Source organism: Aliiroseovarius sediminis, assembly GCF_022678485.1.
GTDB classification, from domain to species: domain Bacteria; phylum Pseudomonadota; class Alphaproteobacteria; order Rhodobacterales; family Rhodobacteraceae; genus Aliiroseovarius; species Aliiroseovarius sediminis.
In genome coordinates this window covers 40,433-64,776 of sequence record NZ_JALBYP010000025.1, presented here as the reverse complement: position 1 = coordinate 64,776, position 24,344 = coordinate 40,433, and the positions used below count along the sequence as shown (strand labels likewise).

The following is a 24,344-nucleotide window of genomic DNA, read 5'->3' as shown; positions in this document are numbered from 1 at the left end:
GAACACCGCGAACCCCTGACTGGTTTCTTACGCGTCCAGTGCGCGGCAGTCTGACGGCAGCCAGCCGATCTCGATCTGTTGGCCTGGCATCAGACGGTCTTGGTCAGGCGCGTTGCGGGTCTTGATGACAAATTCGTCATTGCCCGCCACCCGCAAACGTGTGCGGAAAATGTCGCCCATATAGATGAACTCTAGCACTTCGGCTTTCAGGGTGTGCGCCCCTTCCTGCAAACGATCCTTGTTGTATTCCACCCGCTCGGGCCTGATCGAGACCTGCGTCCGGTCGCCGACCTTGCTGACATTGATCGGGGTTGCGTCCAGGATCTCGCCGTCGTCAAGCTTTACGATACAGGTGTCGCCGCTAATCTCGGTCACGACACCTTCCAGTGTGTTGTTTTCACCTATAAATTGCGCAACAAAGCTGTTTTCCGGCTTTTCGTAAAGCTGATCTGGTGGGGCCAATTGCTGGATGCGTCCATCATCGAACACGGCGACGTTGTCGGACATGGTCAGCGCCTCTGTCTGGTCGTGGGTCACGTAAACCGTGGTGATCCCCAACTCATGCGCCAGACGCGTGATTTCGAACTGCATACGTTCGCGAAGCTGCTTATCCAGCGCGCCCAGGGGTTCATCCATCAAGACCAGTTCGGGCTCAAACACCAATGCGCGTGACAGAGCGATCCGCTGCTGCTGCCCCCCCGACAACTGCGCCGGACGGCGTCCGCCGAAATCACCCATCTGAACCATATCCAGCGCGCGCTTTACCTTGGCCTCACGCTCGGATTTGCCCATCTTGCGCACTTCCAGCGGGAAGGCGAGGTTTTCGGCAACGGTCATGTGAGGGAAAAGCGCATAGTTCTGAAAAACCATCCCGATGCCGCGCTTATGAGGCGGGATGTTGTTGATCGGCTGACCGCCGAGCAGGATGTCGCCATGTGTCGCGGTTTCAAATCCCGCAAGCATCATTAGGCATGTTGTCTTGCCCGACCCCGAAGGTCCAAGCATCGTCAGAAACTCGCCACGTGCAACAGACAAATTCAGGTCTTTGACGACCAGTGTTTCCCCATCATAGCTTTTCTGGACACGATCAAAAACGACGAAACCGTCGCTGGAAGCTGTATCAGCCAAGTGACCCCCCTTGGTCTATTTTTCTTTTTTTTCATCTGTTCGGCGCAAGCCAACACGATGCTAACACGAATTTCAACTGCAAATATGCACGATATTTTGAAACTTTAGAACGTGGTAATGATAGTTTCTATATTATTGTTACTCGGGCGGCACTCCAGCCGACGCATTTTGTGATTTTCGCGTCATATTGGATAAGTGCGGCTTGGTTAAAAAACCGCGCCTCGTGCCGCGATGTCGTGGGCAACCCCACCTGATCAACTGTCATACCGGCGAGATTAAAGCGTAGAGCGATCGACCACCAAGGCACCATCGCTCACACGATCACTGGGATGGGTGATCACCCGCGCACCTTCCTCAAGCCCCCCAGCCACCTCGGCAACATCGCTGTTGCGGTGGCCCACGGACAGTTTGCGCAACACCGCGCGGTCGCCGTCGACCACGAAGACCGCCCAATCCGGGCCATCGCGAAACAGCGCAGACAAGGGGACGATCACGCCGTCGCCTTGCCACTCGACGATGCGCAAAAAGACGCGAAAACCGTGGCCCAACGCAGCGCGATCTTCGGCTGGGGTCAACAGGTCCAACACGACACGAACGCGCTGTTCTTCGATGCCCAGCGCCGAAACTTTGGTAAAGCCTGCCGGTTCAATAATCCGCACCTCGGCGTCCAAATTGCCCGCGCCGCCCCATCGTTCGACATAGGCGGGGGCGCCGACCTGAAGCCGGACCGCATCGGTGGACAGGATCTCGGCCATAATCTCCAGATCATCGGTTTCGCCAATGGACAGGATCGGCGCGCCGGGCAGAATGGGTCGTTCGCTCTCGCTGGCAACGCTCAGCACCGTGCCCGATACGGGGGCCCTCACGTCGATGCAACAGGCCTCGTTCGGCGTGACCGTCTCATGGGAGCGCGGCTCGATCAGGGTGGCCTTCTGCGCGGCCAACTCCGCCACGCGCATGTCATAGGCAGCGTGTGCGCTGTCCAGTCTTGCCGCCGCGACATCGACCCCAAGTTCAGCATCGTCCAGTTGGGCTTGGGGGATAGTTCCGCGCGCATACAGATCGTGCAGCCTGTTCAGGCTGGTCTGCGCATGAGCCAGATCGGCCTCGGCCATCGCGATTTGGGCTTGGGCTTCGGCCACCGCCGCTTCGGCCTGCGCCACCGCTGCCGCTGCCTGCGCGCGCGACCGTTCGTCCAGAAATGCAGGGTCGCCCGGCGCAATCCGCGCAACCACGGTTTCGCCCGCAACCACCTGATCACCAATAGACACCGGGCTGCGCGCCAATTGGCCGGACACCGGCGCGGACACGTCATAGACGTTGCGCACGCGGGTCTGCCCGTCCGCATTTACCGTGACCTCAATCGGGCCGCTGACGATGGTTTCGATATCGACCGGCACTGGTTCAGGTTTCATCGCCAGATAAGCAAACACGGCCACCGCTGCGACCGCCGCACCAGCCAGTATGATCTTGCGCATATTCCAGCCCATCGGGTTACTCCCTTGTTTTCATGACGGCGATCAGGTCCATCCTGTCGATCCGCCGGCGCACGATCAACGCTGACACCACCGAGGCAGCAGCAACCACCCCCGCCGCCCACATATATGTCCCGCGCGACACGACCAGCGGGATCGCATACAGATCACTGTCGAAGCTGGCCACCATCGCCCCCGCCAGCAATCGCCCGATCAAAAGCCCCAGCGGGATCGCCGCCAGCGTCAGCAGGAAAAGCTCGCCCAGCAGGATATAGCTGACTTCGCCGCGCGTGAAGCCAAGGATGCGTAAACTGGCCAGTTCGCGGGCGCGTTCGGACAACTGGATGCGGGCCGAGTTGTAAACCACGCCGATCGCAATCAATGCGGCCAGGAACGAGTTGATCGTCGTCGTCATACCAGCATTCTGCGCAATCGTGTCGGTGAAGGACTGCCGCACCTGCGCCAACAGCGTCAGACCGGCCACGGCTGGCGCACCCTTGATGGCGTTAAACAACGCCTCTTCGCGTGCCGGGTCGATCAGCAGGTTGGCGTGCGTGACCTGCACGGGACGGTCGAGCAACCGGGCCAGCGTGGTCACCTCCATATAGGCGCCCAACCCGAAATACTGCCCGGCCAGACCTGTCACAATCAGTTTGTGGCGGCTGTCGGGAATGGTCAGGAACTCAACCTCAATCGCGTCTCCAACACCAACGTCCAGATGATCCGCCAGACGTCGAGCCAAAACGATCCCGTGTTCAGGCCGCACCAAGTCAAGACTGTCGGTGTCAATCACACGCGACAGGGTATCGCCCGGCCGCCGCCCCTCGACCCCGATGCGGCGCGACAGGTGGCCGTGGGTCAGGCGCGCAGGGATCGACCAGACGCCTTCTGCGGCCATCACTCCCGGCAGATGGGCCACGTCCTGCACCACTCGGTCAGATCGAGCCTCGGCAAATTGCAGCACCGCGTCCTGCCGGTTGATCTGCACGAAACTGACATCCAGCAACTCGTCCATCGCGTCGAACATGAACAGGGCGGCAATCATTACCGATGCAGATGTCGCGATGCCGAAGGTCGTCAGCGCCGCCCTGAATGGCCAGCGACCGATCGAGCGCAGGATCATCATCGTCGGCTGGCGCGGCTTCAGCCACAGGATCAACCGATCCAGCACCCCGCGCCGAAACCGCGTCGGCGCCGGAGGTGCCATGGCGACCGCCGGGCTTAACCCCACCACCCGCCGGACCGCGCCAACCGCACCCAACGCCGCCGCCATCAACCCCGCCCCCGCCGAGATGGCATAGATCGAGGGGTATTGGACAAACACCAGATAAGGGAAATGAAAGAACTCGGCATAGAGCTGCGCCATGCCGCGGCTGGCCAGCATCCCGAAGGTCCAGCCCAACCCCACGCCCACGCAGCCAATCACCAGCGCCAGCTTGATATAATGCCAACTGATTTCGGTCCGCTGATAGCCCAGCGCCTTCAACAGCCCGATCTGTTCACGCTCCAGCGCGATCAGCCGGCCCAGAACCATGTTCACCAGAAAGGCCGAAATCACTAGGAAGACCGGCGGCACGACCTCGGCCATGACGCGAAGCTGCTTCAGCTCTCCATCCAGAAAGGCGTTTGATATCTGATCTTTGCGCGGAAAAGCTCCGGTTCCACCATAGGGTTTCAACAGATTGTCCAGCGCGTCCGTCACCGCATCGGGGTCAGCGTTACGCCCAAGCTGGACCGACACGTCGTTGAACGCCCCCGTGAGGTTGAAGGCCGCGCCCAGCACGTCCTCGTCCATCCACAGGATGCCGAAGCGGCGGTCGTCGGGCATGATCGAGTTGGGACCGATCGTATAGATGAATTCGGGGCTCAACGCGGTGCCGGTTATCGTCAACATCCGCTTTTGCCCGTTCAGCGTGACCCCGAACTGGTCGCCAATCGAAAACCCATGCGCCTGGGCAAAGTTCTGGTTCACCAGAACCTCGTCCCGCTGTCCGGGTTCGGGTATCCGCCCCCGCGTGATCGTTGGAATATTCATCGCCGGCAGCCCACTGGACGGCAGGGACAGGACCTGCCCCATCGCGGGTTGTGTCATATCCGCGATATCAAGGATCGCGAAGGTCGAAATCCGCGTGTCCACGCGCGCCACGCCGTCAATGGCAAGGATGTCCGTCGCCAACGCATCAGGCGCCCGCGAGGCGCTGGCGAAGATATCCCCGAAGCGGTTGCGTTCATAGAAGGTGTCGCGGGTTTCGCGCAGACTGCGTTCGGCCCCGTTCGACATGACCATGATCATCACGCCCACCGCCAGCACCGCCGAGATCGCCAGGCTTTGCGTCCAAAGCCGTCTGAGGTCGCGCAGCAGTTTGAGGTCCAGCACCCGCATCATCACCACTCGATCTTCGAGGGGTCGACCCGTTCGGTGTTTTCCCGAATTTCCGAGATGTTGCCGTCGGCAAGGAACACCACCCGGTGCGCCATCGCCTGAATGCCCGCATTATGCGTGATGACAAGGGTCGATGTGCCAAGTTCCTTGTTGATCATGTCAAGCGCCTGAAGCACCTGAACGCCGGTCTTACTGTCCAGCGCGCCGGTGGGTTCGTCGCATAACAGCACCTCGGGCCGCTTGGCGATGGCGCGGGCGATGGCGACGCGTTGCTGTTCGCCACCTGAAAGTTCGGCCGGAAAATGGTCCATGCGGTGATCCAGACTGACCCGCTCCAACGCCTCTTCCGGCGTCATGGGGTTGGCGGCGATCTCGGTCACAAGGGCCACGTTTTCGCGGGCAGTCAGCGACGGGACAAGGTTATAGAACTGGAACACGAACCCCACATGGTCGCGACGATAGCGGGTCAACTCGCGTTCCGTTTTTGCGGTCAGCTCGCGGCCATTGAACCACGCCTTGCCTGATGTGGCCGTATCCAGCCCGCCAAGAATGTTCAGAAGCGTTGATTTCCCCGACCCCGAGGCCCCCAGCAGCACGACGAATTCACCCGCCGGAAGCTCAGCCGTGACGCCGCGCAGGGCGTGAACCTCGACCGCTTCGGTGCGATAGGTCTTGGTCAAGTCCTGCATCCGGTAAACCGGATCGCGGTCGGTAGCGCTGTGATCGGCGTTCATGATGCTGATCGCTTTTGCATGGGGCGGCTTGTGGCAAGCCAGTGAACCAGCCCGATGTTCGCACAGTTGCCGTACGCTGCAACCTGAATTCGACACGCCGTTGGCGATTGGCAGTCGCAACTCTGCGTCAACTTAGAACCTCGATCCCCTTGTCGGTGATACAAACCACCGACAACCTCGCCGTGCGATAGGCGCCAGTGTCGATGGAAATACGACCCGCGCGGATGCGGACCTCGGGCACGATAGTATGGCCATGCACGATCCATTGTCCGTCGCTGCGCGGGATTTTGCGAAAATCCGGGTGCCCCCACAAAAGGGCCGCGCGGTCCTGACGGCCCATGTCCACCATAGGGTCCGCGCCCGCATGTGTCACCCACACGTTGCCCGACTGCCAAAGCGTGGGCAGGTTTCGCAGCCAGGCCAGCAATTCCGGCCCGATAGCATGCAGCAGCGCATCGCGGATATTGGTCACCTGTTCGGGGTTGGCAGCGCCCTCTGGTGGCGTGACGCCAAAGCTGCGCAAGGTCGCATCGCCGCCGTTTCTCAGCCAGACATCGTGCAGGCGCTGTGGGTCATCCAAAAAGCCCAACATCATATCCTCGTGATTGCCAGAAAGGCAGACCACATCGGCTGGAAACTTATTTTGCTGGGCATACAGGCGATGCAGAACCCTTGCGCTGTCGGGGCCGCGATCTATGTAATCCCCCCCGAATACAATCGTTTGCCCCGCACAGCTCACGTTGATGCGGGCCAGGGCCGCCTCCAGCAGATCTGCCCGCCCGTGAATGTCGCCCACCGCGCAAAAAGGGGCAGCCGGCGCAATTGGGGCATCGAAACCGCCCGCATCGCTGGCAGGCTTCGAACGTGTCCACCGTTTGATCCATCGCATCCGTCTGTCTGCCCCTTGTAATCGTCACACGCCAGTCGCGCGACCGGGCAAGCATAAAGCGCGCCAGGCTACGAATACCAGAGCCGAAAACACCCCAAATGCGCGGCCCAGCGGACAGGTTGATCTGGACACTTCCAAGGCCCCCGCCATACACTCGCCCTGCCATCCAATTGGAGACTCATATGAAACCGATTTTCACGACAGCCCTGATGTTCAGCCTTCTGGGGGCGACACCCGTGTTCGCCGACACCCAATGCGCAGATGGAAAAACCCTGACAGCGGATGTTCTGACCATCGCCACCGGCAACCCGGCCTATTATCCGTGGGTGATGGATAACGACCCTGCCAGCGGCGCGGGATACGAGGCCGCCGTGGCCTATGAGGTCGCCAAGCGGATGGGGTTTGGCAAGGACGCCGTGGCGTGGACCCGCGCCTCATTCGACCAGTCGATCCAGCCCGGAGCGAAAGAGTTCGACATCAACCTGCAACAGGTCTCGATCACGGCTGATCGCGAAAAGGTCGTGGATTTCTCGGACCCCTATTATTCCGCCGCAATGGCGGTTCTGGTGCGCCAACCGGTGATCGAGGCGGGCGCAACGGCTGCAATCGACTCGCTCAAGTCGCTGAAATGGGGCGTGATGGCGGGCACCACGGCGCTGGAAACCGTAATGGCGTTGATTGCGCCCGATCAAACGCCCCTGCTTTACGACGACAACGTAAACGTAGTCGAGGCGATGAAAGCCAACCAAATCGACGCGGCCCTGTTTGATCTGCCGACCGCGCTTTACCTCAGCGCCGTAACGTTGGACGACGGCGCGCTTTTGGGTCAGTTCCCCGCCGACCGCACCGAGAATCCCGACCAGTTCGGCATCCTGATGGAAAAAGGCAGCCCCCTTAAGCCCTGCGTGGACGACGCACTGGTGGCAATGAAGGACGACGGCACCCTTGACGCAATCGAGGCCGAATGGCTGCAGGAAACCACCGGCGTTCCGCTGATCAAATAACGACTTTACCGATGAAACATGCAAGCGCGGGCCTAACGGCCCGCCAAATCCACGAGCAGAAAGCGCGCCGAAAGTCCGTTGCGGTGGCGACCATCAGCACCGCGATTGTGGTGACGCTGATCATGGTTATCGTGCCCCTATCGCCGGGTTGGGACCGCGTCCGTGCCAGTTTCTTCAATTGGGAGATCTTGGTAAAGACCTTCCCATCTCTGCTGGCCGCCTTTCGCTGGGATGTTGCGATCTTCCTGTGGTGCACCCCAATAATCGCAATCATCGGTCTGCTGATTGCGCTGTGCCGCGACGCACGGGCGCCCGCGTTGTTTCCGCTGCGTATATTCGGGGTGCTCTACACCGATATCTTCAGGGGCGTTCCGGTCATTCTGATCGTGTTCCTCATCGGCTTCGGGGTGCCGGGTCTGGGCCTGCAACGCCCTTGGAACAGCCCCTATATCTGGGGATCGCTCGCGCTGATCCTGACCTATTCCGCCTATGTCGCCGAGATTTTCCGCACCGGCATCGAAAGCGTGCATGAAAGCCAGCGGGCGGCGGCCAAGTCGTTGGGTCTGTCGCATACTGACATCATGCGCTATGTGGTGCTGCCTCAGGCAATCCGCCGCGTGGTGCCAGCCAATATGAACATGCTGGTCGCCTTGCAAAAGGACGTGGCGCTTCTGTCGTTCATCGGCCCGGTCGAGCTGTTGCGCCAAGCGGGCGTGCACAAATCCCTTCTGGCGAATTTCACCCCTTATGTTGGGGCTGCGATCATCTTTCTGGCAGTCACGATCCCCGTGACCCGCTTTGCTGATTACCTGATCGCCAAGCAAAACAAGGCGCGCAGTTGATGTCGATCCTTAAACTGTCCAACGTCACAAAATCCTTCGGCCCGACCGAGGTGCTGTGCGGTGTCGATCTTGATGTGAGTGAAGGCGAGATGATCTGCCTGATTGGTGCGTCCGGGTCCGGCAAGTCGACGCTTCTGCGCACGATCAACCTGCTGGAACCGATTGATGAAGGTGCGATCTGGTTCGACGGGCAGGATATCTCGCTGCCTGATGTCGCCCCGCAACCCATCCGGCGCAAGATCGGGTTGGTCTTTCAAAGCTTCAACCTGTTTCCACATATGACCGCGCTGGAAAACGTGCTTTTGGCACCGTCACGCGTGTTCAGGAAGTCGAAGAAGGACCTGCTGCCCGAGGTCACGCAACTGTTTGAAGGCTTCAATCTGAAAGACCGGATGCACGCCTATCCCGACCAGTTGTCCGGTGGTCAGCAACAGCGCGTCGCCATCGTCCGCGCCCTTGCCATGCGCCCCAGTATCATGCTGTTTGACGAGGTGACATCAGCCCTTGACCCCGAATTGGTCAGCGAGGTTCTGGATGTGCTTTTGAAGCTGAAAGCCCAGAAAATGACAATGATCCTGGCCACCCATGAAATGGGCTTTGCCCGCGAGGCCGCAGATCGCGTCTGCGTACTCGACAGCGGCAAGATCATCGAGGACGGCCCGCCCGAGCAGATCTTCACGGCCCCGAAAACAGAACGCACACGGGCGTTTCTGGCGTCGGTCTTGTAACTGGGTCTAGCTTTCGCCCCGCCCGACCAGCGCGCCCAACAGCACAGAATCCTGTTCCAAACCCGCGGTCGTGACCTCCGCACGGAACAGTACGGGCTCGTCGGCAATGAAGTGGCGCACGCGCCCTGCAAACCCGTCGGCCAGGCCGATGCTCCCCCCCAGCACCACACGGTCGAGTCCCAGGATGGCGGTCAAGTTGCCGATCAATTCGGCGATCGCAGCGGCGGCGGTATCGACAATCTCGACAGCCCAGGCGTCGCCAGCACGCCAGTGGCCGAACACCTCTTTCGCGGTGCTGACCCGGTGCCCCCGCCCGGCTGCGATAGCGGCGATGGCACGGCCACCGGCGACGCTTTCAACCGTTCCGATCCGACCGCTGCCGCAGCGACGCGACGAGAGGCGCGAGGTGCTGAACCCCACATGGCCGACCAGCCCGCTGTCGGTGACAAGCGGTCGCCCATCCATCACGATCCCGCCCCCGACCCCGGTCGAGACAGTAATGTATGCCATTGCCCGGCTGCCCTGGCCTGCCCCAAACCGGTATTCGGCAAGCGCGGCGGCAAGCGCATCGTTCAGGATTGGCACTGGGCGACCAAAGGCCGTCTGTGCAAGGTCCAGAAGATTGGCGTTCTGCACATCGGTCAGCGTCGCGGCGTTCACCGCGTGCCAAAAGCCCGCCGCGTCAATGCGGCCTGTGACGGCCATGCCGATGCGGTCATCTGCTGTCAGCCCCAGATCCCGGGCCATTTCGAACATGCGCGCGACGTGGCTTTCAGGCGTGCCCGCGCCATCCGTCGACTGCATCAAACGCTGGATCACCACGCCATCACGGATACGAGCCGCCGCGATCTTGGTGCCACCAAGGTCCAGCGCAATCCCGCTGGGGCGTTCATTCGGCATGTCTGTGCTCATGCCGTGGCGCTGCGAACGGCGTCCGCGAACCATTGGGCGATGTGCTCGACACGAGTGATGGCGCTGCCGACGGTGACGCAATCAGCCCCGGCTTCAATCGCACGGCGGGCAAGATCGGGCGCGTTGTATCGCCCCTCGGCCATGACAAAGGCGGCAAGCTTTGCGAACTCCGCGACCAGTGCAAAATCCGGGTCGGTGCTGTCGGTCTGTGTCTCGTCGGTATAGCCCGATAATGTGGTGCCAATGATCGCCGCCCCCGCGTCGACGGCGATCTTTGCATCCTGCACGGTCGAACAATCGGCCATTGCCAGTGCCCCGCCCTTGGAAATCGCGCGCAGAACATCCGCGTGCGGGTCAATCATCGGGCGGGTGGTGCCATCATAAGCAACGATGTCTGCGCCTGCCTGCACCAAGGCAACGGCGTCCGCGACGGACGGCGTGATCCGCACCGGTGTATCGGCCAAGTCACGCTTGACGATCCCGATGATCGGCACCGACACAGCGGCGCGCACAGCGCGCAGGTTGTCCGCCCCTTCGATGCGCAAGCCACTGGCGCCTCCATCCACTGCGGCCCGCGCCATGGCGACTATGATGTCGGTGTGGTCCATCGGCCCACCGGTTACAGGCTGGCACGAGGCAACAAAGCCGTTCTTCAAAGCGTTTAGAATTGTCATGGTCACTGCATCAGGTTGGGAAGGCCGGTGGCGAGGATGGGGAAGATACACACAAGCGTCAGCACGATCAGCGGCGGGATCAGCCACGGCAGGATCGCACGCGCCAGTTTGTGATACTCGATCTCGCCCACTTGGGCGACGACAAACAGTGACATGCCCATCGGCGGCGTCAGGGTCGAGATCATCAGGTTCAACACCACGATGATGCCGAAATGCACAGGGTCGATGCCAAAGCCCAGCGCCAGCGGGATCAGGACCGGCACGACGATCAAAAGGATCGCCAAAGTCTCGATAAACGCGCCAAGAACGAAGATCATCACATTGACCGCAATCAGGAAGCTCAGCGGGCTATCCACGAAAGACAGAAAAAAGCTGGCGATTTGCTGCGGCGCTTGTTCGCGGGCCAGCACGAAGCCCAGCACCGATACGCCCGCGATGATCGTGCCGATGGTGGCCGAGGTCACGGCGGTCTCGTACACCGCGTCGAAGAACCGGCGGAACGTCAGTTCACGATAGAAGATCAGGTCGATCAGGATGGCATAAAGCACGGTAACAGCGGCCGCTTCGGTCGGGGAAAACAGACCGCTGAAGATCCCGCCCACGATAACCATCGGGGTCAGCAGCGCGGGGAAGGATTTCATGAACAGGCGCCCGACTTCGCCGCGCGTCTGGATAGGATCACGGGGATAGTCACGCCGTTTGGCCAACACATAGACCATCACCATCAACGCACCGGCGCAGAGGAAGCCAGGCACGACACCGCCCAAAAACAACTTCCCAATAGAAGTATTTGAAATTACGCCATAAAGAACCATGGTGATCGAGGGCGGAACCAATGGTCCGATCATCGAAGACGCAGCGGTGACAGAGCCCGAGAAGGAGTCGTCATAGCCCGCATCGCGCATTGCCTTGATTTCCATCTTGCCCAGCCCGCCCGCATCGGCCACAGCCGACCCGGACATGCCGGAAAAAAACAGGGATGCCAGAACGTTCACATGCCCCAACCCGCCGGTAAACCGCCCGACAAGGGCGCGCGCAAAGCCGAAAAGGTGGTTGGTGATACCGGCCGAATTCAAGATGGCCGCGGCCAGAAGGAACAGCGGCACCGCCAGCATGGGAAAGCTGTTCAGCCCGTCCACCATGCGCTGCACGGCAAAGGCCATTCCCATTCCGGTGTGATAGAAATAACCTATGGATACCAGTATCATGGCGATCCCGATCGGCACACCGACAAACACCATCAGCAGCCAGACCGAACAAACGATAAGCAGGATCATTGGGCGTCCTCCGCACGGAAGTTAAACGGGCGACGATTGGCGATCTGCCACCGGATGCGGGCCGCGACGCGCCAGATGATGAACAGCGCCGCAATGGGATAAGAGGCGTAAAGCACCGCGTCCGAGAACGGCAGCGTGACGCTTTCGTTATACCAGGTACGCATGACGGTCTTGTAACCGATCCAAAGCAGGTTGCAGGTGACGATCAGGTAGACAAGGTCGATCAGCGTAAACAGGATGAAACGGGATCGGCCCATGATGGCCTCGACCAGAATGCCCATACGCAACTGAGCGTTCTGCCTCTCGGCTTCGCCGGTGGCGATGAAGGCCATCCAGACCCATATCCACCGGGCCAATTCTTCAGTCCAAACGGGGGCCGAAAACAGGCCTGTGCGGCCAAATACCTGTAACAAAACGACTATGATCAACCCAAGGAACAGAACCGTCGCGGCATATCCCTCGATGCTGTATTTCCGATATTCGCGCATGCCCGATCCTGCCTTCCTGAAGGGTCGCAGCGCGCCGGACGGACCGGCGCGCCGACTGTCTTATTTCTTGAACAGCGCGCTGATGCTGCCTTCGCCGAACTGGGCTTCCAACTCGTCGTAATAGGGCTGCATGGCATCACGGAACGGACCGGTATCAGGCCGCGTGATTGTCAGTCCCTTAGCTTCGAAGTCGGCAATCAGGCTTTCTTCCTTATCCATGACGATCTTGTTGGCAACTTCGCCACCCTTCGCGATCGCCTCGTTCAGCCATTCCTTTTCCTGATCGGTCAGGTTGTCCCATGTGGGCATACCGACCTGAATGGCTGCCGACGCAACAAAGTGACTGGTCAGCGCAATGTGGTCCTGTACTTCATAGAACTTCATCGCCTCGATGGTGGGCAGGGGATTTTCCTGCGCATCGACTTGGTTGGTCTGCAGCGCCAAATATACTTCGGCGAACGCGACCGGGGCGGGCGATGCGCCGGTGTTTTCAGCAAAGGCGATCAGGAACGGGACGTTTGGCGTGCGCAGACGCAGGCCTTCCATATCCTCGACCGAATTGATAGGCCGGTTCGAGGTCGTCTGACGTGTGCCCAGATACCAGACATCCATCACCTTGACGCCTTGCTTTGTGAAAGCTTCGTCCATCTTCTGACCGAATTCTCCGGCGATCAGCTCTTTCAGGTGATCGAAATCGGACACCACATAGGGCGCGCCGATCAGCTTCAGCTCGGGGATGATATAGCTCATGTCGGGATAGCCGGTCATGACCAGATCAAGTTCGCCCGCCTGTGCCTGCGCGACCATCGCCTTGAAGTCACCCAGCGTCGAGGATGCAAACAGCTTCAGCGACATTTCGCCGCCAGATACATCCTTGAGCGCGTCGTTCATCGCGACCATGCCCTGATACATCGGCGACGCTTCGTTTTCCTGTGTGCCGAAGGTCAGGACCTTCTCGGCACTGGCCACGCCCGCCATCATCAGGGTCGCGACAACTCCTCCTACAATCTTGTTCAGCATTCTTCTCTCCTCGCTGTGTTTGTTGGGTCGTGTTTAAAGACGGGCGTCACAGGCCGCAGCCGTTGCGCCACCCCTCTATGTCGTACTGACACCCGCCAGTCTTGCGCGGTAAGACCGCATCAGGTGCAAATCTGTAAGCTCTGCCGCGCGCATCGCATCACCTGCAACAATCGCATCATAGATGGCCCGGTGTTCTTCATAGGATGTCGTATCTGCCCTGTCATGATTGGCCCGACCGGGGCGATTGGCCAGCATAGCGCTGGCAAATTTATCATGCAGTTTCAGGATAATTGGATTGCCGACGATGGCCACGATCGCGCGATGAAAGGCGATGTCGCTTTGGGCGAACCGATCGGTGCCGATGCTGCGTTCGTTGTGTTCCAGTGCTGCCCGGATTTGGTGCAACTGGACAGATGTCGCCTTGTCCGCGGCAATGCGGGCTGCGGCGGCCTCGATGAATTGACGCAATTGCTCAAGATGTGCACCGCTCTCGGCGTTGCCCAGCAGGTTCGCGATATGGCTGAACGCCGAGGTCAGGATGCCATCCAGCGTTGGCTTTGTGGCACGGGGGCGATGACCTGCTTCAAGACTGACATAGCCCCTGCCCTGCAACATCAGCAATGCCTCGCGCACTGTGGGTCGCGATGTCGCAAATTCTTCACACAAAGCGCGTTCGGTGGGCAGCGGATCGCCCGGGACGATCAGGCCGGCCTGAATACGGGCCTCCAACGCTGCCGCGACTTCCATCGCGACGCCCTTGGATTTGGGCGTGACCATATCAGTGGTGCCTTGGATCACGTGGGGTCCTCCGATCCAGTGATGGCACTTTTGGTAAGGCCAGATTATTTTATTGTCAAACCATACTTTACCAAATGCCCTGTCTGCAGTAACCACTTGGGCAACCAAAGATCACGATACCGGCCCTACACAGGTCGCCACCACCCAATACAAACTGAGGAAAATCTCATGAAAACCGATCTTAAGGGCGTGTATTCGGCGCTGCTGACGGGCTTCTCGGATGACGAGGCGCTGGACGAAACACGCCAGCGCAACATCGTTGAATACAACCTGCGCCAAGGTCTGGCCGGTCTGTATGTCGGCGGCAGCACGGGGGAATCCGGCCTGATGCAGACCGATGAGTTGGCCCTGCAACAAGCGATCGTGGCCGATGCGTGTGCTGGGTCGGACACGAAGCTGATCGCCCATGTGGGCCAGGCCGCGCTGCGTGATTCGATCTTGTTGGCGCAAAATGCAGAACGTCTTGGCTATGACGCCCTGTCTGCCCTGCCGCCGCATTCCTACAAGTTTACCAGCGGCGAAATTTTCCATTATTACAAGGCACTGGCGGCGTCTACCGACCTGCCCTTGATCGTGTATGAGGTCCCTGGACGGATTGGCCGTGAATCCTCGGTTGACGAGTTGTCCGCCATCCTTGATCTGCCCGGCGTAGCGGGGATCAAATTCTCCAGCCTGAATCTGTTTGTCCTGTCACAACTGCGCAAACGCCACCCTAATAAAATCATCTATTTCGGGTCAGACGAGACATTCATGACCGGCGCCCTGTCCGGTGCGGATGGCGGCATCGGCTCGACCTATAACGTGTTTGGCAAACTCTATGCGGCGCTGGACGAAGCGATGACCCAAGGCGATATGGAGCAAGCGCGCGACCTCCAAGCCATTTCGCGCGACTATGTCGAGGTTCTATTCCGTCTGGGCGTTATGCCTGGCATCAAGCTGTCGCTTCAACACCTTGGCGTCGATTGCGGCCCCTGCCGCGCGCCCTTCCGTGTGTTGTCAGACGACGCTATCCCCGACCTGCATGCGTTCTTGGACGACCCCAAAATCCAAAAATGGACGGCCTGACCCCGCACCACAAGCCGCTTGACGGACAATACTACAAGGCCCGCCTGCTCACTCGATCAGGCGGGCCATTGTGTAGCAGTAGCGTGGTTCTTGGTTCGCAAACGCAAACGGCCATACGCAACTTTCCGTACTGTCGAATTTGGTGGCGGAGACGAACGCAGCCATCAAGCCAGCTCCTAAAGTCATTATCACTTTAAAACCAGCTACTTACCTGAAGCGTTTCGCCACAACGGAGCGGTCCTCCCAATGCGACTTCCCTGCAGATTGACATTGATGTCAGCTTTCTGGCTCTATCGTCTTGATGGTGTCCAAGGTCAACAATAGCCAAGACCAGAGAGGGAATGCAGTGGGGGAAAGGCAAGCGCAAGCTGCGATTCGCAAGTCAGGTGACCTGCCAACATTGTTGAAACCAGACCGGGCGGGGAGTGCGGAGGAGGTAACTTGATCGCGATGGCCCATATGGGCCGCAATCTTTGCACCGCTCGATGCGAATATGCGATGGCCGAACGTGTCCGGCGGTCGTATTTTGCGCGGGTGTGCTTCGGTTAACCACGGCCAAAACAACGCCCTGAACACATATCTTTCAAGGACCAACCAATGCGCCAGTTCCCCCCTAAACGTATCGTCTGTCTGACCGAGGAAACGGTTGAGACACTTTATTTACTGGGTCAGCAGGATCGGATCGTGGGTGTTTCGGGCTACGCCGTGCGGCCCAAACGCGTGCGTCAGGAAAAGCCGCGCGTGTCGGCGTTCACCTCGGCTGACATCCCCAAGATCATGGCGCTGGAGCCGGATCTGGTGCTGACCTTTTCCGATTTACAGGCCGATATCGCCGCGGAATTGCTGCGCGAAGGCGTGACGGTGATGGCCTATAACCAGCGCGATGTGGCAGGTATCCTAGCGATGATCCGACACTTGGGCGCGACCGTGGGCGTGGCGGAGCAGGCCGAGGCGCTGGCGACACAGTATGAACAAAGGATCGCCGATATCCGCAAGCAGACCGAGGGCAAGCCCCGCCCGCTGGTCTATTTCGAGGAATGGGACGAACCGATGATTTCCGGCATCCGCTGGGTTTCGGAATTGATCGAGATCGCGGGCGGGCGCGATGCCTTTCCGCATCTGACGCCGGAACCCAAGGCAAAGAACCGTATTTTGACGTCAGAGCAAGTGATCGAGGCCGCGCCGGACGTGATACTGGCCTCTTGGTGTGGCAAAAAGGTGCGGCCTGAAAAGTTCATTGCGCGCCCCGGTTGGGACCAAATCCCGGCAGTGCGCGACAATCGCATTGTCGAGATCAAGTCGCCGATCATTCTGCAACCCGGCCCTGCCGCACTGACCGATGGGTTGGATGCAATTCTGGCGGCGCTGGCATGATCCCGGCGGTGATGCATTGGAGCTCGGGCAAGGATGCCACCTTTGCCCTGCACCAAACGCGGCGCGCGGGGCGGTTCGACATCCGCGCAGTCCTGTCGACGGTCAACGAACCCCATGGGCGCGTAGCCATTCATGGGGTGCGCCGCGCCGTTCTGGCGGCGCAGGCGCGCGCGCTGGGATTGCCGCTGATCGAGGTGCCCCTGCCCTATGGCTGCACGAACGAGATCTATCTGGAGCGCATGAACGTGGCCTTGGACCAATTGGCCAAAGATGGCCTTCAAGACCACATTTTTGGTGATATCCTGCTTGAAGACGTTCGTGTCTGGCGCGAAAAGATGCTGACCGCCCATGACCTTAACGCGCATTTCCCATTGTGGGGACTGGATACAGCCACCGTTGCCCGCGACATGCTGTCAGCGGGGATCGCGGCGCATGTCGTGACATTGGACCCGGCCAAACTGTCCGATGCGCAATGCGGCACAGCTTTTGACACCGCATTTCTGGATGGCCTGCCCCAAGGCGTCGATCCTTGTGGTGAAAACGGCGAATTCCACACGCTGGTCAGCAACAGCCCTGATTTCGCCGCACCCCTTGATCTGCGGCGCGGCGAAACGGTCACGCGGGATGGGTTTGTCTATACCGATTTTACGCTGGCAACGCCCCACCCGGCGCACACGCACGACTGAGCCATTGCCACACATCGTCTGTCAGACATCTATCGTCACGGACCCGATAGGATGAGAGCAACAGGCCAGAATATAGCCGTCGGCGATGTCATCTTCGGATATGCCGCCGTTGTGGACCATATGCACCTCACCGGACAGCTTTTGCACCTTGCAGGTTCCGCACACCCCAAAGGTGCAACCCGAAGGGATGTTCAGCCCCGCCGCGCGCGTGGCGGCCAAAACCGTGTCGGTTTCGGCGCAGGCAACCCTGCGGTCCGAACGGGCGAAACAGACCTCGGCCTTGGCTTCGGCTTCGGGGGTGATGTCATCCAGCTCGGGCACATCCGCCTGGGTCACGGCGGGCTCGTGAAAGCTTTCTTGGTGATAGCGGTCCATGTCATAGCCAAGGCCGAACAGGGCATCGCGCACCGCCTGCATGAAGGGCTCCGGGCCACAGCAAAACACTTCACGCTCCAGATAATCAGGGGCCACCAACCCTAGCATCAACTGATTGAACCGGCCCTGACAGCCGGTCCAGGGTGCATAGCGATCCGGCGCGTCCACCACCCATTTCAGATCGATCCCCGGCACGCGGCTGGCCATGTGTTCCAGCCTTTCCCGAAACAGGATTGTGGAGGGACGTTGCGCGCAGTTGATGAAAACCACATCCGGCTCGACCCCCAGATCAAACATCCATGTTGTCATCGACATCATCGGCGTGATGCCTGTCCCGGCGGAGATAAACAGATATTTGTCGGCCGCGTGATTGAGGTGGCTGAACTGTCCCGCGGGGCCGATGGCCCTGATCCGAACGCCGGGCGCGAGATGGTCCAGCATCCAGCGCGTGCCAATACTGTCCTTTTGCGCCTTGGCCGTGATCGACAGCGACCGGGGCCGCGATGGCGACGAGGACACCGTATAAGTCCGATGCACCGTGCCGCCGGGCACCGGCAATTCCAGCGTCAGGAACTGGCCGGGCTGAAAATCGAACAGCGCGCCAGATGGGGCGCTGAACGTAAAGGTGGCGGTGTCGGCCATCTCCGGAATAACCGAGACGCATTCCAGCATCTCTGCGTCTTTCCAGATCGCCTGTGGCGGAACCGGGCTCAGATCATTCATGGTCTACTCCGCTGCCAATGAAACGGGGTCCAGCCGCCGTTCCAAACTGTGACAATACCAGTCAACAAATTGCATCACGGCCTCTTCCTGCACCGGCGAATAGGGGCCGGGCGTGTAGGCGGGTGAATTGACGCCCTTCTGATTATCCTCGACCACGCGTCGGTCTTCGTCATTGGTGGCCTTCCAGACCTCCGCCAGACGCGCGACATCATAATCGCGCCCTTCGACGGCATCCTTGTGGACCAGCCATTTGGTGGTCAGCTGCGTTGTCGTCGGGCTGAGCGGTGTAAGACGGAACAAAATCGCATGATCGGGCAGAAAGTGGTTCCACGTGCTGGGATAGTGGTATTTCAACAGCGTCCCCGCGCCGTCGTCCGTGACCCGCCCCATATGGCGGTTGACCGCCGGTTTCAGGTCCATGGTCAGGCTTTTCGCCCCCGGCAGCAGCGGCATCCGGGCAAGGCGATACTGATAATCCGCAGCCATTTGAAACCGCGATGGCAGGCCCTGCTCCTCCATCCGGATACAGTGTTCCTGGATATGTGGTGGGGTCGACGCCACATCCCCGGCGGTCACAACCGGATCTTCGGGAAAGGCGCGGCACAGACCGGGGTGGTTGGCGCCGCAGTGATAACATTCGCGGTTATTCTCCCAGACCAATTTCCAGTTGCCGTTTTCGACGATGGTGGTCTCGACGGCGACTTTGGCGTTGGTCAGGTCATGAGGCTTCAGATAGGGGCGCGCCAGATCAGCGAAGGTGTCGAAATCAGGCGCCTCATCGGCCAAACAGATGTAAACCAGCCCCGCCAATTCGCGGCAATGGACGGTTCGCAACCCATGCGTCGAGGGATCAAAATCCGGCCCCATGTCCCGCGCCCAGAGCAGCTTGCCATCCAGTTCATAGGTCCATTGGTGATAGGGGCAAACCAGCTTGGGCGCATTGCCTTTGGCCGCCTTGCACAGGATCGACCCACGGTGACGGCAGGTGTTGTGAAACGCCCTGATCGCCTGATCCGCACCGCGTACAATGATGATGCCATATTCCCCGACCTGATGGGTGACATAGCTGCCGGGTTTTTCCAGCTCGCAGGCCGGAATTGCGAACAGCCAGTCGCGATAGAATATCGTTTTCAGATCGGTCTGGAATATCAAAGGATCCGTATAGAAGCCCTGTTCCAGCGCATGGCCCGGCACGCGCCGCGTCAACAGCTCTGTCAGAGATGCGTTTGTCATTTCCGTGTCTCCTGCCGCGCCCCGCGGCGTTGGTTGGGGCGAGTGACAGCAGAGCAGCCAGGCCCGGCCGCGGTGGGGTGAGGAACCGCAGACCAATACCAGCGCCCATCCCGCCACCCGCGGTTTGACGTATCGAACAAGGCTGGTTTCCGGGCTGTGGAGTGATCTTGCAATCAAAGCGCGATACCTTCCCAAGGGTCCTCTCCCCCAGTGGTAATATTTTCGCGCCCGTATGCTCCGTTACCGTTGCGGGGGCAGCGCCGGGTTTTCACCAGCTTCCCAATTATCGGACCAATGGCCCGCACCTTGGCCCCCATAATAGGCCGAATGCGTTCAGCCGATGGATCAATCGCGACATGATTTCGCCTGAAATCGAAAATACAGCACAACTTGAAAAACCGCATATTGACACCTTCAGCCTGAACGCCCCAATATGTAGTTGCTTTGGTTCCTGTGGCGCGAGTCGCAGGCTAAGAGGGAAGCCGGTGCAAACCCGGCGCTGCCCCCGCAACTGTAAGCGGCAAGTTCTGGCCCTTATCCACTGACGCAGCCGCGTCGGGAAGGCGGGCCAGAGCGATTGAGCCGCAAGTCAGGAGACCTGCCCAAGCACGATACGACAACCGCGGACGGAGGGTCCGGGGACGTGTTTGTGCTCATGCCCCTGACCGGGTCAAGATCCTGCGCGCCCCCTAATTCCTTTGCTGCACAACAAAAGGACAAGGGCATGACCATCACCGTTTATTCGAAACCTGCTTGCGTACAATGCACTGCCACCACCCGCGCTTTGGACAAACGGGGGCTGGATTACCGCATCGTTGACCTGACAGAGGATCCAAACGCCATGCAGGAAGTCACCAATATGGGCTACCGGCAGGTTCCGGTCGTTGTGGCAGGTGATGCCCATTGGGCCGGTTTTCGCCCCGATATGATCGGCCAGTTGGCCTGAGCCATGGCTGGGCTGATCTATTATTCGTCGGTTTCGGGCAATACAGCGCGTCTGGTTGCGGCACTGGGGATCCAGGCAGACCGCATTCCGGTGCGCCCCGCAGATCCCATGCCAGCCCCTGCCCGCCCATACGTTCTGATCTGCCCGACATTCGCTGACGGTGCGGGCCGCGGGGCCGTGCCCAAACAGGTGATCCGCTTTCTCAACGATCCGCCCACCCGCGCCTTGCTTCGTGGTGTGATCGGTGCGGGAAACCGCAACTTTGGCGCAACTTTTGCGCTGTCGGGCGATGTCATCGCCGCCAAATGCAACGTTCCGGTGCTCTATCGTTTTGAGATGGCCGGAACGGAAACCGACATTGCCTGCATCCGTGCCGGGCTGGACAAATTCTGGAGAACCGAATGCTCGATAATGGCATAGACGCCGCGTTGGATTACCATGCGCTGAACGCGATGCTGAACCTTTATGACGAAACAGGCCACATCCGTTTTGACGCCGACCGCATGGCCGCGCGGCAGTATTTCCTGCAACATGTGAACCAGAATACCGTGTTCTTTCATTCGCTGGATGAAAAACTGGGCTATCTGGTGGACGAGGGATATTATGAGGCCGCTGTTCTGGAGGCCTATCCACGCGCCTTTCTGCACCAGATCTGGAAGGCCGCCTTTGCGCGCAAATTCCGCTTTCCCACATTCCTTGGCGCGTTCAAATATTACACCTCCTACACGCTGAAAACCCGCGACGGGAAACGGTTTCTGGAACGTTATGAGGACCGGGTCGTCATGGTCGCGCTGACGTTGGCGCGCGGGGATCAGCGCCAAGCGATGGCGTTCATGGATGAGATTCTGTCGGGTCGTTTCCAGCCCGCAACGCCCACGTTCCTCAACGCGGGCAAGCAAAGCCGGGGCGAGCTGATCTCGTGCTTTTTGCTGCGGCTTGAGGACAACATGGAAAGCATCGGACGCGGTATCAATTCGGCGCTGCAGCTGTCAAAACGCGGCGGCGGTGTGGCATTGATGCTGACCAACATCCGCGAACACGGCGCGCCGATCAAGGGGATCGAAAACCAGTCATCCGGTGTCATTCCGGTGATGAAACTTCTGGAGGATTCGTTTTCCTACGCTAACCAACTGGGCGCGCGACAGGGCGCGGGGGCGGTTTATCTTAACGCGCATCACCCTGATATTCTGCGGTTTCTCGATACCAAACGCGAAAACGCAGATGAGAAGATCCGCATCAAAACGCTGAGCCTTGGGGTGGTGATTCCCGACATTACTTTTGAGTTGGCGCGCAAAAACGAGGATATGTATCTGTTCTCGCCGCATGACGTCGAGCATGTCTACGGCGCCCCGTTTTCGGATATTTCCGTCACGGAGAAATACGCTGAAATGGTCGACGACAAGCGCATCCGCAAGACCAAGATCAACGCGCGCGCGTTCTTTCAGACCCTGGCCGAAATCCAGTTCGAGAGCGGCTATCCCTACATCATGTTCGAAGACACCGTGAACCGCGCAAACCCCATCGCCGGGCGCATCGCCATGTCCAATCTGTGTTCAGAAATCCTGCAGGTGAACAAGGCCAGCACCTTTCACGACGATCTGAGCTATGACGTCATGGGCACCGATATTTCCTGCAATCTCGGATCGCTCAATATCGCCAAGACGATGGATGGTCCCGACTTTGGCGCCACAGTGGAAACCGCCATTCGCGTGTTGACGGCAGTGTCGGAAATGTCCGCCATCGACTCGGTCCCGTCGGTGCGCAAGGGCAATGATGAAAGCCACGCGATCGGGCTGGGGCAAATGAACCTGCATGGCTATCTGGCGCGGGAACGCATCCAGTATGGCAGCCCAGAGGGGATTGAATTCACCTCAGTCTACTTTGCCGCCGTCGCCTATCATGCGATCCGTGCGTCAAACCTGCTTGCCCAAGAGCGCAAAGAAAGTTTCAAGGGCTTCGAGGACTCAAAATATGCCGATGGCAGTTTTTTCGTGCGGTATACGACGCGCGACTGGCTGCCGGAAAGCGATGCGGTCAAGGCGCTGTTCAAGGACATGCGCCTGCCCACCCGCGACGATTGGTCGAAACTGCGCCACAGCGTGATGAAACACGGGCTGTATAACCGGAACCTTCAGGCCGTCCCGCCCACAGGCTCGATCAGCTACATCAACAATTCGACCTCGTCGATCCACCCCATCGTCAGCAAGATCGAGATCCGAAAAGAGGGCAAGATCGGTCGCGTCTATTATCCCGCCCCGTTCATGGACAACGACAATCTGGACTTCTACCGCGATGCCTACGAGATTGGTTATGAGCCGATCATCGACACTTATGCGGCGGCAACGGAACATGTCGATCAGGGACTGTCGCTGACCCTTTTCTTTCCAGCCGAGGCCACCACCCGCGATATCAACCGCGCGCAGATCTACGCGTGGAAGAAGGGCATCAAAACCATCTATTATATCCGCCTGCGCCAGAGTGCCCTTGAGGGAACCGAGGTTGAAGGCTGCGTTTCCTGCACATTGTGAGAATTGACATGAAAGACTTGCCCCATACCACCGCCGTGCCCCGCGCCATCAACTGGAACCGCATTCAGGACGACAAGGATCTTGAGGTCTGGAACCGCCTGACCGTCAATTTCTGGCTGCCCGAAAAGGTGCCACTGTCCAACGATGTGCAAAGCTGGGCCACGCTGACCGATGCGGAACGCACCCTGACCATCCGCGTCTTGACCGGGCTAACGCTGCTCGACACAATTCAGAACACTGTCGGCGCCCCTTCGTTGTTGCCCGACGCGCAGACCCCGCACGAAGAGGCGGTGCTGACAAATATCGCGTTCATGGAGGCGGTGCATGCGCGCTCCTACTCCTCGATCTTTTCGACGCTGTGTTCGACCAAAGAGGTGGACGAGGCGTTCCGCTGGTCCGAAGAAAACCCACATCTTCAGGCCAAGTCCCGCTTGATCTTGCAGGAATACAACGCCACTGCCGACCCTTACAAACGCAAGATCGCATCGGTGTTTCTGGAAAGCTTCCTGTTCTACTCCGGCTTTTACCTGCCGATGTATTGGTCCAGCCGCGCCAAGCTGACCAACACCGCCGACCTGATCCGTCTGATTATCCGCGACGAGGCGATCCACGGCTATTACATCGGCTACAAGTTCCAGCGCGCAATTGAACATTTGCCCGAACCCAAGCGCGCCGATCTTAAGGAATTCGCCTTTTCGTTGATGTTCGACCTCTACGACCTCGAGGCGCATTACACGGCCGAGCTTTACGACGATCTTGGCCTGACCGAAGACGTGAAGGCGTTCCTGCATTACAACGCCAACAAGGCGCTGCAAAACCTGGGGTATGAGGCGCTGTTCCCCGCACAATCCTGCGAAGTGAACCCTGCGATCCTTGCCGCATTGTCGCCCGACAGTGAAAATCATGATTTCTTCTCGGGCAGCGGGTCGTCCTATGTCATCGGCAAAGCGGTCGCGACCGAAGACGAAGACTGGGATTTTTAGGCGGCAGTCGATCTATCGGACAAAACAATCAAGAGGTGAAGACGAAATGATCGTGACGCGGTCATTTCCACCAAACCCT

General features: G+C 59.4%; 23 protein-coding genes and 2 riboswitches. Of the genes, 10 read left to right on the top strand and 13 right to left on the bottom strand.

Annotated elements, in window-relative coordinates; all coding sequences use genetic code 11:
- Nucleotides 1-27: 27 nt before the first annotated feature.
- From MN186_RS05850 to MN186_RS05830, 5 genes are all read right to left on the bottom strand, one after another.
- Complete coding sequence (locus MN186_RS05850) at nucleotides 28-1,128, bottom strand: ABC transporter ATP-binding protein (RefSeq protein ID WP_242113431.1); 1,101 nt, start codon at nucleotides 1,126-1,128, stop codon at nucleotides 28-30.
- Between the two features lie 275 nt (nucleotides 1,129-1,403).
- The gene (locus tag MN186_RS05845) at nucleotides 1,404-2,618 is read right to left on the bottom strand and encodes an efflux RND transporter periplasmic adaptor subunit (protein ID WP_242113428.1); all 1,215 of its coding nucleotides are present in this window, start codon (nucleotides 2,616-2,618) and stop codon (nucleotides 1,404-1,406) included.
- 4 nt (nucleotides 2,619-2,622) lie between these two features.
- Entirely contained in the window at nucleotides 2,623-4,989 is a 2,367-nt protein-coding gene (locus MN186_RS05840) for an ABC transporter permease (protein ID WP_242113426.1), read from the bottom strand.
- The gene (locus MN186_RS05835) at nucleotides 4,989-5,720 is read right to left on the bottom strand and encodes an ABC transporter ATP-binding protein (RefSeq protein WP_242113424.1); all 732 of its coding nucleotides are present in this window, start codon (nucleotides 5,718-5,720) and stop codon (nucleotides 4,989-4,991) included. Before MN186_RS05835 ends, MN186_RS05840 begins: the two co-directional genes overlap by 1 nt.
- Nucleotides 5,721-5,847: 127 nt before the next feature.
- Nucleotides 5,848-6,609, bottom strand: coding sequence for a metallophosphoesterase family protein (locus tag MN186_RS05830; RefSeq protein ID WP_242113422.1), 762 nt, complete (start codon nucleotides 6,607-6,609; stop codon nucleotides 5,848-5,850).
- A gap of 182 nt (nucleotides 6,610-6,791) precedes the next feature.
- Here MN186_RS05830 and MN186_RS05825 point away from each other — a divergent pair, with 182 nt between their 5' ends.
- Genes MN186_RS05825 through MN186_RS05815 form a run of 3 tightly spaced genes read left to right on the top strand, consistent with a single transcriptional unit; the run spans nucleotide 6,792 to nucleotide 9,183 of the window.
- Nucleotides 6,792-7,613: an ABC transporter substrate-binding protein gene (locus MN186_RS05825; protein WP_242113421.1), complete on the top strand. Its 822-nt coding sequence runs from the start codon at nucleotides 6,792-6,794 to the stop codon at nucleotides 7,611-7,613.
- 11 nt (nucleotides 7,614-7,624) lie between these two features.
- Complete coding sequence (locus tag MN186_RS05820) at nucleotides 7,625-8,455, top strand: amino acid ABC transporter permease (protein ID WP_242113419.1); 831 nt, start codon at nucleotides 7,625-7,627, stop codon at nucleotides 8,453-8,455.
- Nucleotides 8,455-9,183, top strand: coding sequence for an amino acid ABC transporter ATP-binding protein (locus tag MN186_RS05815; protein WP_255743840.1), 729 nt, complete (start codon nucleotides 8,455-8,457; stop codon nucleotides 9,181-9,183). The genes MN186_RS05820 and MN186_RS05815 overlap by 1 nt, the downstream gene beginning before the upstream one ends.
- A 6-nt stretch (nucleotides 9,184-9,189) precedes the next feature.
- Here the strand turns inward: MN186_RS05815 and MN186_RS05810 are convergent, their stop codons facing one another.
- From MN186_RS05810 to MN186_RS05785, 6 genes are all read right to left on the bottom strand, one after another.
- Entirely contained in the window at nucleotides 9,190-10,083 is an 894-nt protein-coding gene (locus tag MN186_RS05810; protein ID WP_242113417.1) for an ROK family protein, read from the bottom strand.
- An 8-nt stretch (nucleotides 10,084-10,091) separates the two neighbouring features.
- Nucleotides 10,092-10,769, bottom strand: a complete 678-nt coding sequence (locus tag MN186_RS05805) for an N-acetylmannosamine-6-phosphate 2-epimerase (protein ID WP_242113415.1) — start codon at nucleotides 10,767-10,769, stop codon at nucleotides 10,092-10,094.
- 2 nt (nucleotides 10,770-10,771) lie between these two features.
- Entirely contained in the window at nucleotides 10,772-12,046 is a 1,275-nt protein-coding gene (locus MN186_RS05800) for a TRAP transporter large permease (protein ID WP_242113413.1), read from the bottom strand.
- Nucleotides 12,043-12,534 (bottom strand): TRAP transporter small permease, encoded by a 492-nt coding sequence (locus MN186_RS05795; RefSeq protein ID WP_242113410.1) that lies wholly within the window; start codon nucleotides 12,532-12,534, stop codon nucleotides 12,043-12,045. Before MN186_RS05795 ends, MN186_RS05800 begins: the two co-directional genes overlap by 4 nt.
- 60 nt (nucleotides 12,535-12,594) lie before the next feature.
- The gene (locus MN186_RS05790) at nucleotides 12,595-13,554 is read right to left on the bottom strand and encodes a DctP family TRAP transporter solute-binding subunit (RefSeq protein WP_242113409.1); all 960 of its coding nucleotides are present in this window, start codon (nucleotides 13,552-13,554) and stop codon (nucleotides 12,595-12,597) included.
- A 75-nt stretch (nucleotides 13,555-13,629) separates the two neighbouring features.
- Nucleotides 13,630-14,352 carry an FCD domain-containing protein gene (locus MN186_RS05785; protein WP_242113408.1) on the bottom strand — a complete coding sequence of 241 codons (723 nt, stop codon included), beginning with the start codon at nucleotides 14,350-14,352 and terminating at the stop codon, nucleotides 13,630-13,632.
- Nucleotides 14,353-14,520: 168 nt separating this feature from the next.
- Here MN186_RS05785 and MN186_RS05780 point away from each other — a divergent pair, with 168 nt between their 5' ends.
- The 3 genes from MN186_RS05780 (at nucleotide 14,521) to MN186_RS05770 (ending at nucleotide 17,477) form a co-directional block, all read left to right on the top strand.
- Nucleotides 14,521-15,417, top strand: a complete 897-nt coding sequence (locus MN186_RS05780; RefSeq protein WP_242113405.1) for an N-acetylneuraminate lyase — start codon at nucleotides 14,521-14,523, stop codon at nucleotides 15,415-15,417.
- A 597-nt stretch (nucleotides 15,418-16,014) separates the two neighbouring features.
- Nucleotides 16,015-16,791, top strand: a complete 777-nt coding sequence (locus MN186_RS05775) for a cobalamin-binding protein (protein WP_242113402.1) — start codon at nucleotides 16,015-16,017, stop codon at nucleotides 16,789-16,791.
- Nucleotides 16,788-17,477 (top strand): Dph6-related ATP pyrophosphatase, encoded by a 690-nt coding sequence (locus tag MN186_RS05770; protein WP_242113401.1) that lies wholly within the window; start codon nucleotides 16,788-16,790, stop codon nucleotides 17,475-17,477. Before MN186_RS05775 ends, MN186_RS05770 begins: the two co-directional genes overlap by 4 nt.
- A gap of 21 nt (nucleotides 17,478-17,498) precedes the next feature.
- On the opposite strand, the gene MN186_RS05765 is transcribed toward MN186_RS05770, so the two are convergent.
- Nucleotides 17,499-18,575 (bottom strand): FAD-binding oxidoreductase, encoded by a 1,077-nt coding sequence (locus MN186_RS05765; protein ID WP_242113400.1) that lies wholly within the window; start codon nucleotides 18,573-18,575, stop codon nucleotides 17,499-17,501.
- Nucleotides 18,576-18,578: 3 nt separating this feature from the next.
- A complete protein-coding gene (locus tag MN186_RS05760; protein WP_242113393.1) occupies nucleotides 18,579-19,808 on the bottom strand; it encodes an aromatic ring-hydroxylating oxygenase subunit alpha in 1,230 nt (409 codons plus the stop codon).
- 123 nt (nucleotides 19,809-19,931) lie between these two features.
- A riboswitch (cobalamin riboswitch) is annotated at nucleotides 19,932-20,132 on the bottom strand.
- A gap of 104 nt (nucleotides 20,133-20,236) precedes the next feature.
- A riboswitch (cobalamin riboswitch) is annotated at nucleotides 20,237-20,428 on the top strand.
- Nucleotides 20,429-20,532: 104 nt separating this feature from the next.
- On the opposite strand from MN186_RS05760, the gene nrdH reads away from it, so the two are divergent.
- From nrdH to nrdF, 4 genes are read left to right on the top strand one after another with little or no spacing between them, the layout of a single operon-like run.
- Nucleotides 20,533-20,754, top strand: coding sequence for a glutaredoxin-like protein NrdH (gene nrdH, locus MN186_RS05755; protein ID WP_242113390.1), 222 nt, complete (start codon nucleotides 20,533-20,535; stop codon nucleotides 20,752-20,754).
- A 3-nt stretch (nucleotides 20,755-20,757) separates the two neighbouring features.
- Entirely contained in the window at nucleotides 20,758-21,174 is a 417-nt protein-coding gene (gene nrdI, locus MN186_RS05750) for a class Ib ribonucleoside-diphosphate reductase assembly flavoprotein NrdI (RefSeq protein ID WP_242113389.1), read from the top strand.
- Entirely contained in the window at nucleotides 21,156-23,282 is a 2,127-nt protein-coding gene (gene nrdE, locus MN186_RS05745; protein ID WP_242113382.1) for a class 1b ribonucleoside-diphosphate reductase subunit alpha, read from the top strand. The genes nrdI and nrdE overlap by 19 nt, the downstream gene beginning before the upstream one ends.
- Before the next feature lie 8 nt (nucleotides 23,283-23,290).
- Nucleotides 23,291-24,265, top strand: coding sequence for a class 1b ribonucleoside-diphosphate reductase subunit beta (nrdF, locus tag MN186_RS05740; RefSeq protein ID WP_242113380.1), 975 nt, complete (start codon nucleotides 23,291-23,293; stop codon nucleotides 24,263-24,265).
- Nucleotides 24,266-24,344 lie beyond the last annotated feature (79 nt).

Excerpts from the sequence above, each read along its gene's own strand:
- MN186_RS05845 (WP_242113428.1), bottom strand. The coding sequence starts at position 2,618 with ATGGGCTGGAATATGCGCAAGATCATACTGGCTGGTGCGGCGGTCGCA.
- MN186_RS05840 (WP_242113426.1), bottom strand. The coding sequence starts at position 4,989 with ATGATGCGGGTGCTGGACCTCAAACTGCTGCGCGACCTCAGACGGCTT.
- MN186_RS05835 (WP_242113424.1), bottom strand. The coding sequence starts at position 5,720 with ATGAACGCCGATCACAGCGCTACCGACCGCGATCCGGTTTACCGGATG.
- MN186_RS05830 (WP_242113422.1), bottom strand. The coding sequence starts at position 6,609 with ATGCGATGGATCAAACGGTGGACACGTTCGAAGCCTGCCAGCGATGCG.
- MN186_RS05825 (WP_242113421.1), top strand. The coding sequence starts at position 6,792 with ATGAAACCGATTTTCACGACAGCCCTGATGTTCAGCCTTCTGGGGGCG.
- MN186_RS05820 (WP_242113419.1), top strand. The coding sequence starts at position 7,625 with ATGAAACATGCAAGCGCGGGCCTAACGGCCCGCCAAATCCACGAGCAG.
- MN186_RS05815 (WP_255743840.1), top strand. The coding sequence starts at position 8,455 with ATGTCGATCCTTAAACTGTCCAACGTCACAAAATCCTTCGGCCCGACC.
- MN186_RS05810 (WP_242113417.1), bottom strand. The coding sequence starts at position 10,083 with ATGCCGAATGAACGCCCCAGCGGGATTGCGCTGGACCTTGGTGGCACC.
- MN186_RS05805 (WP_242113415.1), bottom strand. The coding sequence starts at position 10,769 with ATGACAATTCTAAACGCTTTGAAGAACGGCTTTGTTGCCTCGTGCCAG.
- MN186_RS05800 (WP_242113413.1), bottom strand. The coding sequence starts at position 12,046 with ATGATCCTGCTTATCGTTTGTTCGGTCTGGCTGCTGATGGTGTTTGTC.
- MN186_RS05795 (WP_242113410.1), bottom strand. The coding sequence starts at position 12,534 with ATGCGCGAATATCGGAAATACAGCATCGAGGGATATGCCGCGACGGTT.
- MN186_RS05790 (WP_242113409.1), bottom strand. The coding sequence starts at position 13,554 with ATGCTGAACAAGATTGTAGGAGGAGTTGTCGCGACCCTGATGATGGCG.
- MN186_RS05780 (WP_242113405.1), top strand. The coding sequence starts at position 14,521 with ATGAAAACCGATCTTAAGGGCGTGTATTCGGCGCTGCTGACGGGCTTC.
- MN186_RS05775 (WP_242113402.1), top strand. The coding sequence starts at position 16,015 with ATGCGCCAGTTCCCCCCTAAACGTATCGTCTGTCTGACCGAGGAAACG.
- MN186_RS05770 (WP_242113401.1), top strand. The coding sequence starts at position 16,788 with ATGATCCCGGCGGTGATGCATTGGAGCTCGGGCAAGGATGCCACCTTT.
- MN186_RS05765 (WP_242113400.1), bottom strand. The coding sequence starts at position 18,575 with ATGAATGATCTGAGCCCGGTTCCGCCACAGGCGATCTGGAAAGACGCA.
- MN186_RS05760 (WP_242113393.1), bottom strand. The coding sequence starts at position 19,808 with ATGACAAACGCATCTCTGACAGAGCTGTTGACGCGGCGCGTGCCGGGC.
- nrdH (WP_242113390.1), top strand. The coding sequence starts at position 20,533 with ATGACCATCACCGTTTATTCGAAACCTGCTTGCGTACAATGCACTGCC.
- nrdI (WP_242113389.1), top strand. The coding sequence starts at position 20,758 with ATGGCTGGGCTGATCTATTATTCGTCGGTTTCGGGCAATACAGCGCGT.
- nrdE (WP_242113382.1), top strand. The coding sequence starts at position 21,156 with ATGCTCGATAATGGCATAGACGCCGCGTTGGATTACCATGCGCTGAAC.
- nrdF (WP_242113380.1), top strand. The coding sequence starts at position 23,291 with ATGAAAGACTTGCCCCATACCACCGCCGTGCCCCGCGCCATCAACTGG.